General features: G+C 58.6%; 11 protein-coding genes, 1 tRNA gene and 1 pseudogene. 4 read left to right on the top strand and 9 right to left on the bottom strand.

What is annotated here, in order from left to right:
* Positions 1-63 precede the first annotated feature (63 nt).
* Positions 64-576 (top strand): WYL domain-containing protein, encoded by a 513-nt coding sequence (locus ACYAR8_RS06225; RefSeq protein ID WP_463579379.1) that lies wholly within the window; start codon positions 64-66, stop codon positions 574-576.
* A gap of 166 nt (positions 577-742) precedes the next feature.
* Here ACYAR8_RS06225 and ACYAR8_RS06220 read toward each other — a convergent pair.
* The 5 genes and pseudogenes from ACYAR8_RS06220 to rpsU all read right to left on the bottom strand — a co-directional run bounded on the left by ACYAR8_RS06220 (position 743) and on the right by rpsU (position 8575).
* Positions 743-819: transfer RNA gene (locus ACYAR8_RS06220), tRNA-Ile, on the bottom strand.
* A gap of 15 nt (positions 820-834) precedes the next feature.
* Positions 835-3777, bottom strand: a pseudogene (locus ACYAR8_RS06215) (sensor domain-containing protein); the annotation flags it as partial.
* Between the two features lie 440 nt (positions 3778-4217).
* The gene (gene rpoD, locus ACYAR8_RS06210; protein WP_074886946.1) at positions 4218-6062 is read right to left on the bottom strand and encodes an RNA polymerase sigma factor RpoD; all 1845 of its coding nucleotides are present in this window, start codon (positions 6060-6062) and stop codon (positions 4218-4220) included.
* Positions 6063-6129: 67 nt separating this feature from the next.
* Positions 6130-8097, bottom strand: a complete 1968-nt coding sequence (gene dnaG / locus ACYAR8_RS06205; protein ID WP_463579378.1) for a DNA primase — start codon at positions 8095-8097, stop codon at positions 6130-6132.
* Positions 8098-8359: 262 nt separating this feature from the next.
* Entirely contained in the window at positions 8360-8575 is a 216-nt protein-coding gene (rpsU, locus tag ACYAR8_RS06200; RefSeq protein WP_002551877.1) for a 30S ribosomal protein S21, read from the bottom strand.
* A gap of 196 nt (positions 8576-8771) precedes the next feature.
* Here rpsU and tsaD point away from each other — a divergent pair, with 196 nt between their 5' ends.
* Positions 8772-9797: a tRNA (adenosine(37)-N6)-threonylcarbamoyltransferase complex transferase subunit TsaD gene (gene tsaD, locus ACYAR8_RS06195; RefSeq protein ID WP_463579377.1), complete on the top strand. Its 1026-nt coding sequence runs from the start codon at positions 8772-8774 to the stop codon at positions 9795-9797.
* A 48-nt stretch (positions 9798-9845) separates the two neighbouring features.
* On the opposite strand, the gene plsY is transcribed toward tsaD, so the two are convergent.
* The gene (plsY, locus tag ACYAR8_RS06190) at positions 9846-10415 is read right to left on the bottom strand and encodes a glycerol-3-phosphate 1-O-acyltransferase PlsY (protein WP_074886952.1); all 570 of its coding nucleotides are present in this window, start codon (positions 10413-10415) and stop codon (positions 9846-9848) included.
* A gap of 74 nt (positions 10416-10489) precedes the next feature.
* On the opposite strand from plsY, the gene folB reads away from it, so the two are divergent.
* Together folB and folK are read left to right on the top strand one after the other, a co-directional pair.
* A complete protein-coding gene (folB, locus tag ACYAR8_RS06185) occupies positions 10490-10843 on the top strand; it encodes a dihydroneopterin aldolase (protein WP_074886956.1) in 354 nt (117 codons plus the stop codon).
* Positions 10834-11361, top strand: a complete 528-nt coding sequence (gene folK, locus ACYAR8_RS06180; RefSeq protein WP_463579376.1) for a 2-amino-4-hydroxy-6-hydroxymethyldihydropteridine diphosphokinase — start codon at positions 10834-10836, stop codon at positions 11359-11361. The genes folB and folK overlap by 10 nt, the downstream gene beginning before the upstream one ends.
* A 47-nt stretch (positions 11362-11408) precedes the next feature.
* Here the strand turns inward: folK and ACYAR8_RS06175 are convergent, their stop codons facing one another.
* The 3 genes from ACYAR8_RS06175 to ACYAR8_RS06165 form a co-directional block, all read right to left on the bottom strand.
* Positions 11409-12638, bottom strand: coding sequence for a multifunctional CCA addition/repair protein (locus ACYAR8_RS06175; RefSeq protein WP_074886962.1), 1230 nt, complete (start codon positions 12636-12638; stop codon positions 11409-11411).
* Between the two features lie 70 nt (positions 12639-12708).
* The gene (locus ACYAR8_RS06170) at positions 12709-14271 is read right to left on the bottom strand and encodes a SpoVR family protein (protein ID WP_108121120.1); all 1563 of its coding nucleotides are present in this window, start codon (positions 14269-14271) and stop codon (positions 12709-12711) included.
* Positions 14268-15539 (bottom strand): YeaH/YhbH family protein, encoded by a 1272-nt coding sequence (locus ACYAR8_RS06165; RefSeq protein WP_463579375.1) that lies wholly within the window; start codon positions 15537-15539, stop codon positions 14268-14270. The genes ACYAR8_RS06170 and ACYAR8_RS06165 overlap by 4 nt, the downstream gene beginning before the upstream one ends.
* Positions 15540-15575: the final 36 nt, after the last annotated feature.

Below are 15575 nucleotides of genomic sequence, written 5' to 3'. Positions count from 1 at the left end.
CAATAGTCCTGCAATGGAGTGCGGGGAAATCAGCCCTAGTGGGCACCTTTACAAGGAACGTTCATGAGCAAAAAACCTGAATCACTCAAGACCCTCATGGGTGGCGTAGCAGTTATTGATCTGCTGATTTTGTGGTATTTCGATTGGTCCGGAGGAGCCTTGGTTGCAGCGCTTGTGCTTGCGACATTTGCCTTATCTGGATGGTGCATCGAGACGATTGCCTACCATCGAGCAGTCCGAGAAACCAAGTCGGACATCCGCGCTTCCCGGCCCTCGCGCCAAAGATCTTCGAAGTCGGCTGATGGCTTCGTGGAAGGGGGGCTGGTGCTCTGGCAAGGGCAGCGGCGTATCAGATTTGCTTACCGCAGCTTCGATACAGGCGAATCGGATCGTGAAGTTACGGTGCGGAAGGTGGTTTCCAAGGGAGACTCGAGGCGCATTTACTTCAACGGTTACTGCCACGTTCGGGGCGAGCCACGAACCTTTCGTGTTGACCGTATCAAGGGACTGGTGGTTGATTCGGCCACGGGGGAAATGGCCACTTTCCCGCAGCTTTTTGACTTAAGTTCGCAGTAGCTCGGCATTTCGATTAAGCAGCTAGGCGACGGTTGGTATGAAGGTGACTGCCGGCCGGAAGGCCGTAACGGGCCGAGAATTCGGAGGAAGTTTCGCGCGAAGAATGACGTTCTGCGATTCCAGACTTTCGAAAACACAAAAGCCGCGCAATGCGCGGCTTTCTATTTGGTGGGCCCACACGGACTCGAACCGTGGACCAAGGGATTATGAGTCCCCTGCTCTAACCAACTGAGCTATAGGCCCTCAGTAGGCCGCGGATTATAACGACGGTTTGCGCGCTGTGCTATCCGAAAAGTCCGAAACGGTTGTGCGAAGAAACGTCGCGCAGAATTCCTCTGCGCGCAACGGCAGGCTGACGAGGTAGCCCTGGATTTGTTCACAGCCTTCGTCTGCCAGGAATTGCTGCTGTTCAAGGGTTTCCACGCCTTCAGCGATGACGGTCAGTTGCATGCTGCGTCCCAGCGCGATGATGGCGCGGACGATGGCCGCATCGTGGGGGTCGTCAGGCAAACCGCGCACAAACGATTGGTCGATCTTGAGGATGTCCAGCGGCAGTCGCTTGAGGTAACTGAGCGATGAGTAGCCGGTGCCGAAGTCGTCGATCGCCAGCTGCACGCCGAGTTTCTTCAGGCGATGCAGCACTGAAAGCGCTTCTTCGGTCTGCGACATGATGAAGCTCTCAGTGATCTCCAGCTGCAAACAGCCTGGCTGTAACCGGTGCTGGAGCAGCAGACGCTCGATCCTGTTGACCAAGTTGGGCTGACGCAGCTGCGCGCCGGCAAGGTTAACTGACAGGGGGCCAAACACGTCGTAGCGCTGGTTCCACTCGTGCAATTGCTGGCAGGCCGTATCGAGCACCCATTCGCCGATCTGCAGGATCATGCCGTTTTCTTCTGCCAGCGGAATGAATCGCTCGGGTGGGACGTCGCCGAAAGTGGGGTGGAACCAGCGTATCAGCGCTTCGGCGCCAACCAGCCGTTGTGTCAGCAAACTGATCTTGGGCTGGTAGGACAGGGTGAACTCGTTACGCTCGATGGCGCGCCGCAGTTCGTGCTCCAGGGCAATCCGCTCGCTGGCCTGAGCGGTCAGATCGCGCGTGTAATGCTCGACACGGTTGCGCCCCTTGGCCTTCGAGCGATACATCGCTGCGTCAGCATTCTTGATCAGCGTGGCCACATCGGCGCCGTCGGAGGGAAACAATGCGCTGCCGATGCTGGTGCTCATGAAGAATTCGTGTTCGCCCGCCTGGAACGGCGCCGAAAAGCTGTTGAGCAGCTTGGTTGCGACGGCTTCGGCGTCACCGGGGTTCTGCAGGCCAGGCAGCAGGATGATGAATTCATCGCCGCCGAGTCGCGCGACGGTGTCGATGTCGCGCAGATTCTCCTTCAGGCGCACCGCAATGCTTTTCAGCAACAGATCGCCGACCGGGTGGCCGAGGCTGTCGTTGATGTGCTTGAAGCGGTCCAGATCCAGAAACAACACCGCGCCAAGGCTGTGAGCCGCTCTTGAGTGAGCTAGCGCGGCGTGCAGCCGGCTTTCGAACAGCGTCCGGTTCGGCAGGCCGGTCAAGGGATCGTGGTGCGCCTGATAATCCAGCCGGGCCTGAGCCTGCTTCAGGCTGGAGATATCAGCGAACACCGCGACGAAGTGAGTGATGAACTTATCGCGATTGCGCACAGCGCTGATGGTCAGCCAGCTCGGATAGATCTCACCATTTTTGCGCCGGTTGCTGATTTCGCCCTGCCAATGGCCCTCTGCAGTCAGTTGGTACCACATGGCGGCGTAGAACGCGCTGTCGTGGAGTCCGGACGCCAGCAATCGCGGCGTGTCGCCGAGCGCTTCCTGTTCGCTATAGCCGGTGATCTCGCTGAAGGCCCGGTTGACTGCGTTGATCCGCTGCCGGGTGTCAGTAATTAATACGCCTTCCGCAGTGCTCTCGAACACCGTCGCGGCCAGTTGCAGCTTTTCCTGCATCTGGTGGCGGTCGGTGATGTCGCGCGCGATGGTCAGCATGCAGTCCTCACCGGCAATCGGCAGTGGTCGCGCGGAAATCTCGCACAGGCGGATCTGACCATCCCTGCGACGAATGTGGCTGGTGAAGTCCTTCACGAACCCATCACGCCTCAATTGCTCAAGCAGTTGCTGTCGCTCGTTCAGGTCTACCCAGATGTTCAGGTCAAGGGTTGTGCGGTCCAGCGACAGCGAGCTGTGATAACCGGTAATGCGGCTGAAACCGTCGTTCACCTCCACCAGCAGGCCGTCGTTCTGCCGCGTAATCAGCAGGCCGTCGGGAGAGGAGTGGAATGCTTTGGCAAATTTCTCTTCGGACATTTGCAGTTGTTGCTGGGCCTCCTTGAGCGGCGTGATGTCCCTCACCACTAGAACCACTGCGGCAGTGGAGTCCAGATCAAATGGCTCGGCTGACAGAAGCCCGGTGAACAGGCGGCCATCACTGCGTCGAAATGGCATTTCCAGATTGCGAATGCTGCCCCTTTGAAGGCGTTGCAGCAGGCTGTGCCCGATGTCGGGAATGCCCCATATATCCAGCTCGGAAGGCACGCGTCCGACAACGTCGGCCGGACTGACGCCGATCTGCTCCGCGAATGCCGGATTGGCCTCCAAAAAGCAGCCGTCAGAAAGGCGTGCAATCACCAGCATGTCGGGGCACTGCGCGAACACCGAGGCGAATTTCCCTTCTGAAAGACGCAGCGCCTCCTCGGTTTGCTTGGCTTCGCTGATGTCGATCATCAGTCCGCGCATCACGGGCTCTCGGCCATAGCCGATCATGCTCACGATGTCTCGAATCCAGACCACCCTGCCGTCGGCGCTCAGGACTCGATAATCGAGGCTGTGATCATTGCCTTTCGCTACCTCGCGGTCGCAGTAGGCCTGTGCGTCGTCGACGTCCTCCGGGTGGACGATGCTTCGCCAGAATCCGGGTCTTCGCCACTGGTGCAGCGGATACCCCAACAATTCCTGCGCGTGGGGCGAGACGTAGTTGTAGGAATAGTCTTGGGTATTGGCTTCCCATGCGATGGCCGAAAGGCTCTCGATCATCCCGCGATAATGGTATTCGCTGCTGCGCAGCTCCTGCTCCAGGGAAATTCGGCGTGAGATTTCCGAACTGAGACGACGGTTGATGCGCACTACGATGGCCAGCACCGTCGTCAGGAACAATAATCCTGGAAGTCCGATGAGCAGAAATTCGTGCCAGAGCTTGCTGCGCTCACTGGAGTGGGTGTCCGCCTGTGATGCGGAGGGAAGATCATCCAGTCCGCTGAACTGTCCGGGTTGGCGACTTTGATCGACACCGACGAATCGGTCGCTGCTCAACTCCGTGGGAAGATGGCGGCTTATCCCGGCTGCATCTCCGGACTCTATATCCTCGCCGGGTAGCCACTCTTGCTGCATCGTTTGCCCGTTTTCCCCGTCGTAAATCGATGCTTGGGCAGTGACAGCAGCGGGAGCGAGCACGCATAAGAGAGCAATGGCCGGCATCCAGATCATGGCAGCCTCGGTGATTCATGGATGAGAATCAACCGAGTGTAGTCGGGCTGGACAACAGTGGCACTCTGCCGGAAATTTATTCCTTAAAACGCAAAACCCCCAGCAATGCCGGGGGTTTTGGTATGACGCTTCGCTTACTCGTCGAGGAACGAACGCAGGTGTTCGCTACGCGTCGGGTGACGCAGCTTGCGCAACGCCTTGGCTTCGATCTGACGGATACGTTCACGGGTAACATCGAACTGCTTGCCGACTTCCTCAAGGGTGTGGTCGGTGTTCATGTCGATACCGAAACGCATACGCAGAACCTTGGCTTCACGGGCGGTGAGACCCGACAGCACTTCGCGCGTCGCTTCTTTCAAGCTCTCTACGGTGGCGACATCGATTGGCGACTGCATGGTCGAGTCTTCGATGAAGTCACCCAGGTGCGAATCTTCGTCATCGCCGATCGGGGTTTCCATGGAGATCGGCTCTTTAGCGATCTTCAATACCTTGCGGATCTTGTCCTCAGGCATTTCCATGCGTTCGCCCAGCTCTTCCGGCGTGGGTTCGCGACCCATTTCCTGCAACATCTGGCGGGAAATACGGTTGAGCTTGTTGATCGTCTCGATCATGTGCACCGGGATACGAATGGTGCGTGCCTGGTCAGCGATCGAGCGCGTGATCGCTTGACGAATCCACCAGGTGGCGTACGTCGAGAACTTGTAACCACGACGGTATTCGAACTTGTCGACCGCCTTCATCAGACCGATGTTGCCTTCCTGGATCAGATCGAGGAATTGCAGGCCACGGTTGGTGTACTTCTTGGCGATCGAGATCACCAGACGCAGGTTGGCTTCAACCATTTCTTTCTTCGCGCGGCGGGCCTTGGCCTCACCGATCGACATCCGACGGTTGATGTCCTTGATTTCCAGGATGGTCAGGCCGGTTTCTTCTTCCAGCGCGGTCAGCTTCTGCTGGCAACGCTGGATGTCGGCTTGAAGACGACCAATGGCTTCAGCGTATTTGCTTTTGCCTTTGGCCAGCCCATCGGTCCAGCTCTGGTCAACTTCATTGCCCGGGAACTGGCGCAGGAAGTCGGCGCGCGGCATGCGTGCATCACGAACACACAGCTGCATGATGGCGCGCTCTTGTGCACGCAGACGCTCGAGGGCACCGCGAACTCGCTCAACCAGGCCTTCAAACTGTTTTGGAACCAGCTTGATCGGCATGAACAGCTCGGCCAGAGCCAGCAGTTCAGCGTTGGCCTGCTTGCTGCCGCGGCCGTGCTTTTTCAGCGCCTTGACGGCAATGGCCATCTGGTCTGAAACCGCACCGAAGCGCTGGGCGGCGATGACTGGGTCCGGGCCGCTCTCGACCTCGTCCTCTTCATCGTCGGACGCGTCTTCCTCTTCGTCGTCAGCACCTTCGACCTTCTCGGCCTTCGGATCGACTGGCGGCGGGACTTCGGCTGGCGGCGCGATGCCGTCGTCCGGGTCGATATAGCCGCTGAGGACGTCGGACAGGCGACCGCCTTCGGTGGTGACGCGGGTGTACTCGGAGAGAATGTGATCGACAGTGCCAGGGAAGTGCGCAATTGCGCCCATCACTTCACGGATGCCTTCTTCGATACGCTTGGCGATTTCGATTTCGCCTTCACGTGTCAGAAGCTCGACGGTACCCATTTCACGCATATACATGCGCACTGGGTCAGTCGTGCGACCGATGTCGGTCTCAACCGCAGCCAACGCAGCAGCGGCTTCTTCAGCGGCTGCCTCGTCGGTGTCGGCGTCGGCCAACATAAGGGCGTCCGCATCCGGAGCACTCTCGTGTACGGGGATCCCCATGTCGTTGATCATGCGGATGATGTCTTCCACCTGCTCTGGATCTGAAATATCCTCAGGCAGGTGGTCGTTGACCTCTGCGTAAGTCAGATACTTCTGCTCACGACCCAGGGTGATCAACTCTTTGATACGAGACTGCTGTTGCGCTTTTCCGGACATAACACCCTATCCACTGAAGGTCTTGGCGGGCAAAAAACAAGCCGGGGATTATACCCGAGCTATGACCTCACACGCCAGTTGAGGTCGGGGTTTGTGCAGGAACTTTGCGATTTAACAGGTTGAGCAGCTGAACTTTTTCTTCTGCGCTCAGGCCTGACTGCCGTTCCTTCCTGATCAATTGCTCCAGATGTCGCTCGCGTTGGCGGGCAGACAAGCTAGTTATAGTGTCGAAAAACTGTTGTTCAAGGTTATCGGCCGAGATCAGCCATTCCTTTTCTGCCAGTTGACGCAATAATCGTCCTTGATCGGTGCCATGCCAGCGGGCAATCAATTGCATCGTTCGCAGCTTCGGGTTTTTCTGTGTGGCGTCAATCAGCGCCACCAGGAGCTGCGAATACACGTTCTCTTCATCGGCGAACGTACTGGCGTTTGCTACCTGTGCTGACAGTTCAGGGTGATGCAGCAACGTTCTGAGTGCTGTCAGCGCCGGCGGCTCAACCGTCGCCGGTGTGCGTGGTCCGCGAGGTTCGAAATCAGGACGCTTGCCGTTCTTGTCCCATTTCTTGCCTTTGTCCCACGGCTTCTTGTCCCATTTCTTCTGCTGACCGCCCGGCGCATTCGGTGTCCATTCCTGTTGCGCCTGGTAATCATGCTGCTGGTAATCGCCGTAATCCGGCACGGCCTCGTAATCGAAGCCGGGATCGTAGCTGGGCTGAGCTTCCGCCGGGGCGGACTGCATCAACTGGTTGACCGCAGCGGTGTCCAGCCCGGTAATTTCTTTGAGGCGTCGACGCATCAGCTCGCGCAAATTGGCGCCCGGCACTTTTTCGATCAGCGGCGCGGCCAGTGTCACCATGTGCGCCTTGCCTTCCAGGGAGCGCGGATCGGCCTCCTTGGTCAGCTGCTCGAAAAAATAGTCAGCCAGCGGTTGAGCGTGCTGGTTGATTCTCGCCTTGAACGCGTCAGTGCCTTCGGCGCGTACAAGGGTGTCGGGATCCTCCCCCTCGGGGAGAAACAGAAACCTCGCGCGCCGGCCGTCCTGTAGACCGGGAATCGTCGCTTCCAGTGCGCGCCAGGCGGCGTTTCGGCCAGCCTGATCACCGTCGAAGCAGAACAGCACGTTCGGTACCACACGAAAAAGCCGCTTCAAATGCTCTTCACTGGTCGCCGTACCCAGCGTCGCAACGGCGTTGCGCAGACCTTGTTGGGCCAGTGCAATAACGTCCATGTAGCCTTCGACGACGATAATCTCGTCCAGGTTACGGTTAAATTTGCGAGCTTCGAATAAACCGTACAACTCCTGACCCTTATGAAACACCGGGGTTTCAGGAGAGTTCAGGTATTTGGGCTTGTCGTCGCCCAGTACCCGCCCGCCAAATGCGATCACACGGCCCCGACTGTCGCGAATGGGGAACATCACCCGGTCGCGAAAACGGTCGTAGCGTTTGCCGGTTTCGGCGTTTTCGATCAGCAGGCCGGCATCGATCATCGCCTTCTGTTGAAGGGTATCGCTGCTAAGGTGTTTGTAGAGGTTGTCCCAGCCAGGAGGGGCGAAGCCCAGTCCGAAGTCGCGGGCAATCTCGCCTGACAGGCCGCGGCCTTTCAGGTATTCCACCGCAGATCTTCGCGTTGGATGGCTCTTCAGCGCAGCCCGGTAAAAATCGGCGGCGGCTGTTAATAGAGGGTAGAGCGGCGAATCGGTAGGCTGCCGGGGCTTTTGCCCTTTTACACCTTGTTCGCGAGGGACTTCCATCCCGGCCGCTTTGGCCAGGTCTTCGACAGCCTGAGGGAAATCCAGGTTGTCGTGGTCCATGATGAAGCCGAGGGCATTGCCACCCGCACCGCAGCCGAAGCAGTAATAGAACTGTTTGTCCGGGCTGACGCTGAACGACGGTGTCTTCTCTTTATGGAAAGGACAACAGGCGCTGAAGTTCTTGCCGGTCTTTTTTAATTGAACGCGTGAGCTGACAACATCGACGATGTCGGTGCGGTTCAGGAGGTCGTCAATAAAACCTTGGGGAATCAGTCCGGCCATGGCGTTCTCATCATCAGGCGCCCCGCCAGGAATATCGTGGCGAATCCAAACCGTAACGACGGTTGCTTGGTCAGTGTAGACGGGCCAACGCGGCCTGAATCAGGCTGGAGGAAATCGACGGGGTGTGTCTCGGTCGCATCTGCGGCGTCAACAGCCTCTGTCTTGTGTTGCTTGATCGGTGTTGCTTGAGGCTAAAACTGCAACTGCCGACAGCCCGGCTTTGAAGGCCGGGCAAGGCAGAAGCTTGCGTCAGACGTCTGTATTAATACAGACGAACGGCGCGGCGCTGTTCGCGCTGTACTTTCTTGGCGTGACGCTTAACAGCAGCTGCTGCTTTACGCTTACGCTCAGAAGTCGGCTTCTCGTAAAATTCGCGGCTACGAACTTCAGCCAGAACACCGGCTTTTTCGCAGGAGCGCTTGAAACGACGCAGAGCTACGTCGAAGGGTTCGTTCTCTTTAACTTTGACGGCTGGCATCCAGAGCTACCTTCATTCATTACCGGGGTCAACGCTTACTGCAACGCTTGCACTAAGTACGTCGGTTTTTAAGGGTTGCGGATGTTAACCCCTTGCTTCGCGGAATGCAAAGCCTCTGATCGAAAAGCACTGGTCGCAGGCATGAGCGGCGACTATTATGCGCGCCTTCGAATTCAGCCCCAACAAGGCGTACCCCATGCTAGTACTGGGAATGGAAACTTCCTGCGATGAGACCGGTGTCGCGCTGTACGACAGCGAACGCGGGCTGCTTGCCGATGCATTATTCAGCCAGATCGACCTGCACCGCGTCTATGGCGGCGTGGTCCCGGAGCTCGCCTCCCGTGACCACGTAAAACGCATGCTGCCCTTGATTCGTCAGGTGTTGGCCGAGGCCGACTGCGACGTGACCGAGATCGATGCCATCGCTTATACCGCAGGCCCGGGGCTGGTAGGGGCTCTGCTGGTGGGGGCCTCATGCGCACAGGCTCTGGCGTTTGCGTGGGACATCCCGGCACTGGGCGTCCACCACATGGAAGGGCATTTGCTGGCACCGATGCTGGAGGGAAATCCTCCTGAGTTTCCGTTCGTCGCTTTGTTGGTTTCAGGCGGCCATACGCAGCTGGTTCGCGTCGATGGCATTGGTCTTTACGAGCTGCTTGGCGAAACCCTGGACGACGCCGCCGGCGAAGCCTTCGACAAAACCGCGAAGATGATGGGCCTGAATTACCCCGGCGGTCCGGAGATTTCACGTCTGGCGCAATCCGGTGTGGCCGGGCGTTTTGTTTTCCCGCGTCCGATGACGGACCGCCCCGGGCTGGATTTCAGCTTCAGCGGCTTGAAAACCTTCTCCCTGAACACCTGGCAGCAGTGCCAGAGCGCCGGGGACGACAGCGAGCAAACCCGTTGCGACATCTCGCTGGCCTTCCAGCAGGCGGTGGTGGACACTTTGACTATCAAGTGCAAACGCGCGCTGAAGCAGACCGGACTCAAGCGTCTGGTCATCGCCGGCGGCGTGAGCGCGAACAAGGCGTTGCGCCTGTCGCTGGAGCAGATGCTCGATGGCCTGGGTGGGAATGTCTATTACGCCAGGCCTGAGTTCTGCACCGACAACGGCGCGATGATCGCCTTTGCCGGCTGCCAGCGTTTGCAGGCAGGGCAGAGGGAAAGTCTGAGCATTACGGTTCAAGCGCGCTGGCCGATGGAGCAGTTGCCAGGTCTTTGATGGCACGGTGGTGCAAGCGGCTGGATAGGGTCGTGACAGTGTGTCGCTTCAGAAATGCCGTTCGCGCCCGGCAAACAGGTCGCGTAGATTGCCCCGATGGCGCCAGACGATGAGTAGCGTTAACACGCTCATCGGCAGCAAGGCGTGGGGCTCCTGCCATGCAAGCAGCGGCAGCGTCAGCGGCGTGGCAATCAACGAGGCCAGTGAACTGGTGCGGGTCAGGTAGAACGTCAGCAGCCAGGCGCCGATGGCGAGCAGGGCGGCTGGCGGATACAACGCCAGCAACATGCCGGCGGCAGTGGCCACGCCCTTGCCGCCACGAAAACGGAAGTACAACGGGAACAGATGCCCCAGTACGGCGCACAGTCCGATCCAGGCTTGCAGCCGCGGGTCCAGGTCCAACCCTCTGGCAATCAGCACCGGAATCATGCCTTTGCAGACGTCGCCAATCAGGGTCAGCACCGCGAGTTTCTTGCCGGCCAGGCGCAGCATGTTGGTGGCGCCGGCGTTGCCCGAGCCACTGGCGCGCGGGTCCGGGCGACCGGTTATGCGGCTGATCAGGATGGCGAAGGACAGTGAGCCGAGCAGGTAGGCGAGGACCGCCAGTAACCAAAACATGGTAACCATTCCGGGCGAGGGTGCCTTGATTCTAACGGCGCATCGCGCCCTTGTCGTGCAGCGGAGAGATAGGCTTGGACAGAGTTTTCATTGAAGGTCTGGAGGTCGATACCGTCATCGGCGCCTACGACTGGGAGCGTGGCATTCGCCAGTGCCTGCGTCTGGACCTGAGTTTTGCCTGGGATAATCGGCCTGCAGCCGCAGGCGATGACCTGAGCAAGGCGCTCGATTACGCCAGTGTGTCCGCGCGTATTCAGGCATTCGCCGAAGCTTCTCAATTCCAGCTGGTCGAGACCTTTGCCGAGCGACTGGCCGAAGTGCTGATGAGCGAGTTCAACATTCCCTGGCTGCACCTCAAATTGACCAAGCCGGGAGCCGTGCCAGCGGCGAAGGGCGTCGGGGTGGAGATCGAGCGCGGATGTCGCTGACACGGATTTTTCTGGGACTGGGCAGCAATATCGAGCGGGAGCGCCATCTGTGCGCCGGCCTCGACGCCCTTGCCGGCTTTCTCACCGACATGACCTGCTCGCCGGTGTTCGAAAGTCATCCGGTGGGGATCAAGAGCGGGCCATTTTTCAATCTTGTGGTTAGCGCGCTGACGGACCTGCCGCTGACTGAACTGGACCGCCGCCTCAAATTCATCGAAGCCGATAACGGCCGCTATGCCCCTGATCGCAAGGGTCTACCGCTGGATATTGACGTCCTTCTGTATGACGAACAGGTCGGCAATTTCGACGGCCTGATTCTGCCCCGCGCCGAAATCCTCAAGAACGCGTTCGTGCTGTGGCCGTTGTCGCTGATCGCGCCGCAGCGTCTGCACCCTGAGGCCGGCGTGTCGTTCGCCCGGCTTTGGACCGACGCGAACATCGATCAAAAACTCTGGCCGGTTGCCTTCAAATGGCGCGGTGAGCAACTCACCCCGGCTCTCCTGCTGGCCGCGGTATAACAGGCCTCCTACAGGTGGCTCCACTAAGCCGCAGCTAACTCGGCGGCTTAAAGCTGATACGACGCCTTGTACACCTTCAGCGTATCCAGCCGCTCCCGCTTGAGCGCTTCGCCCAGTTGCTGGCCCTGAAAACCTTTCTCCAATAGTGGCTGTACCGCCACTTGCCGGGCCGCCTCGGCAGCGCCGCGCAGATATTCGGCTTGCGGGTACGTCCGCTCCTCGAACCCCTTGCGGCCTCGGGCGTCCATTTCGCAGGCGGCGATGAATTCCTCGAAACGCTGCGGCCGGCGATACACGTCAAAGCTCTGCAGCAAATCCAGCAATGTCGACGGCTTCAATTCCAGCGCGCGATGGCCGTGGGTGTGGTATTCGCCCACCAGCAGCGCCAGTTCCTGACAGTCCCTTGGCACCTTAAAACGCTGGTTCATTGCCTTGATCGCTTTGAGCCCTTTGTGCTCATGGGCGATGTGGCGGGGCCATTCCTCTTGCGGCGTGAGTCCCTTACCCAAGTCATGCAGCAGGCACGCCCAACGCACGCTTAGCGGCTGCCGGTGCACGGCAGACTGATGCAGTACGCTGAGGACGTGCACACCGGTGTCGATTTCAGGGTGATGGGCTTCCGGCTGAGGCACGCCAAACAGCGCGTCGACTTCTGGCATCAGCACTTTCAGGGCGCCGCATTCACGCAGGACCTCAATGAACACCTGGGGCTCTTTTTCCATCAGCGCGCGGGAAATTTCCTTCCAGCTGCGTTCCGGTGTCAGTGCTTCCAGTTCACCTGAGCTGCTCAGCTGACGCATGAGATCGAGGGTTTCCGGGGCGATAGTAAAACCATCAGGGGCATAGCGCGCGGCGAAGCGAGCCACGCGCAGGACACGCAGTGGATCTTCGGCGAACGCGGGGGAAACGTGACGCAATACTCGGGCTTCCAGGTCCTGCTGGCCGTGATAAGGATCAGTGAGTTGGCCGTTTTTGTCTTCGGCTATAGCATTGATGGTCAGGTCGCGGCGGATCAGATCTTGCTCCAGCGTGACGTCCGGATGGGCGTGAAAAACAAAGCCGCCGTAGCCTTTGCCGGTCTTGCGCTCGGTGCGGGCCAGCGCGTATTCCTCACCGGTCAGCGGATGCAGGAAGACCGGGAAATCCGTTCCCACCGGGCGGTAGCCCTTGACCAGCATCTCTTCGGTCGACGCACCCACTACTACCCAGTCGATATCAGTGACCGGTTTGCCAAGCAGGCGATCGCGTACTGCGCCGCCAACTTTATAAATCTGCATAAAAAAGCCTCCGTGAGGGCGACAGGATAAACCTTAAGTCGCGATCGCGGAGGCTGGAAACACTCAGGGTTTATAAGTGGACGACCGCCAGGTCCAGCCGGGGATAGTCACTGTCAGCGTGTTCGCTTCTCGGCGGCACATGGTGGACTTTCATCACCTGGTCGCCTTGCAGCGTTTCCAGATGGATATCAAAACCCCACAGCCGATGCAGGTGCTTGAGCACTTCGTCCGTGGAGTCACCGAGGGGTTTGCGGTCGTGCTGCTGATGACGCAGGGTCAGCGAGCGATCGCCGCGGCGGTCAATGCTGTAGATCTGCACGTTGGGTTCGCGGTTGCCGAGGTTGTATTGCGCGGCGAGGGTTTCACGAATGACCTTGTAGCCGGTTTCATCGTGAATGGCAGGCACGAGGAGATCGTCTTTCTGATCATCGTCGAGGATGCTGAACAACTTCAGGTCACGAATCACCTTGGGCGACAGGTACTGCAGGATAAAGCTCTCGTCCTTGAAACTGCTCATCGCAAACTTCACCGCCGTCAGCCAGTCGGTGCCGGCCAGATCAGGAAACCATTGACGGTCTTCCTCAGTCGGGTGCTCGCACATCCGCCGGATGTCCTGATACATCGCAAATCCCAGCGTGTAGGGATTGATACCGCTGTAGTAGGGACTGTCGAACCCCGGCTGGTAGACAACGCTGGTGTGAGAGGTCAGGAATTCCAGCATGAAGCCGTCAGTCACCAGCCCCTCGTCGTACAGATCATTCATAAGCGTGTAATGCCAGAACGTGGCCCAGCCCTCGTTCATCACCTGAGTCTGACGCTGCGGGTAAAAATATTGGGCGATCTTGCGCACGATGCGCACGACTTCACGCTGCCACGGCTCCAGTAACGGTGCGTGCTTTTCGATGAAGTAGAGGATGTTTTCCTGAGGCTCGGCGGGGAAGCGTGAGAAATCCTCCTTGTCATTCTTGCTCGCGCTTTTCGGAATCGTGCGCCACAGGTCGTTGATCTGCTTCTGCAGATGCTCCTCCCGGTCCTTCATGCGGCGGCGTTCTTCTTCCGCCGAAATCGGGTAGGGCCGCTTGTAGCGATCGACGCCGTAATTCATCAGCGCGTGGCAGGAATCCAGCAGATCCTCGACCGCATCGATCCCGTGACGCTCTTCGCACTGCATGATGTACTGCTTGGCGAACACGAGGTAATCGATGATCGAACTGGCGTCGGTCCAGGTACGGAACAGGTAGTTGCCCTTGAAGAAGCTGTTGTGCCCGTAGCAGGCATGGGCCACAACCAGCGCCTGCATGCAGATGGTGTTCTCTTCCATCAGATAGGCGATGCACGGGTCGGAGTTAATGACGATCTCGTAGGCCAGACCCATCTGCCCGCGCGAGTAGGATTTTTCGGTACTAAGGAAGTGCTTGCCGTAGGACCAATGGTGATAACCCAACGGCATGCCGACGGACGCATAGGCGTCCATCATCTGCTCGGCGGTGATCACCTCGATCTGGTTGGGGTAAGTGTCCAGCGCATAACGTTCGGCGATGCGGCTGATCTCCCGGTCGTACGCCTGGATCAGTTCGAACGTCCACTCTGAACCCGTGGAGAGGGGTTGGCGCTTCTGCTCTCTAGCGGTCATGTCACTAACCTGCGCTGGAAGAGTTCACGGAACACCGGATAGATATCACCGGCAGAGACCAGCTGCTGCTGGGCGAACGTGTTGGCGAAGGCTTCGCCGATGCGCTCGTATTCGAACCACAGCGCCTGATGTTCGCGCGGGGTGATTTCGACGTAGGTGTAGTACTGCACGAACGGCATGATCTGTTTGATCAGGATGTCGCGGCAAATGGGTGAGTCATCGTTCCAGTTGTCGCCATCCGAGGCTTGGGCTGCGTAGATATTCCATTCGTTGGTTGGGTAGCGCTCGGCCATGATTTCCTGCATCAGCTTCAATGCGCTGGAGACGATGGTGCCGCCGGTTTCCCGTGAATAGAAAAACTCCTCTTCGTCGACTTCCCGCGCACTGGTGTGGTGGCGGATGAAGACGACCTCGATCTTGTCGTAGTTACGCTTGAGGAACAGGTACAGCAGGATGAAGAAGCGCTTTGCAATGTCCTTGGTCGCCTGGGTCATCGAGCCGGAAACATCCATCAGACAGAACATCACGGCTTTGGAGCTGGGGTTCGGCTGTTTGACAAGCAGGTTGTATTTGAGGTCAAAGGTGTCCAGATACGGGACGCGACGAATGCGCGCTTGAAGCTTCGCCGCCTCGATTTCCAGTTCCTGAATGTCACCGAAGTTGTCGGGCTCCTCGATCCTCAGCCGTTCAAGTTCAGCCTGAACCTGGCGGAGTTTGGCCCGGCTGCTGCCAGACAGCGCGATACGCCGCGCATGTGCCGAGCGCAATGTGCGGATGATGTTGATCCGTGAAGGGTTGCCTTCGTTACTGATGCCCGCGCGAACGGTCTTGAAGGTGTCAGTGCCGCTCAGGTTGCGCTTGACCAGATTGGGCAGCTCCAGGTCCTCGAACATGAATTCGAGAAATTCTTCCTGAGTGATCTGGAACACGAACTCATCCATGCCTTCGCCGGAATTGCCCGCCTTGCCAGGCCCTTTGCCACCGCCACCACCCTGAGGACGTGCGATGTGCTCACCGGTGGTGAACTCTTTGTTGCCCGGATGAACAACCGTTTGTTTGCCGCCGCGACCATGGTGCAACACCGGCTCGTCGATATCCCGCCCCGGAATACTGATCTGTTCGCCGTGTTCCATGTCGGTAATGGAGCGCCGGCTGACGGCTTCTTCAACTGCCTTCTTGATGTGGTCACGATAACGGCGAAGAAAGCGCTGCCGATTCACCGTGCTCTTGTTCTTGCCATTGAGACGTCGGTCGATCACATAGCTCATAGGCCCCTCCGGGGAGCTTCAAGTTGTGAGCCCCAA

The organism is Pseudomonas sp. HP_01 (assembly GCF_055284355.1).
This window is presented reverse-complemented; position numbering and strand designations above follow the sequence as displayed.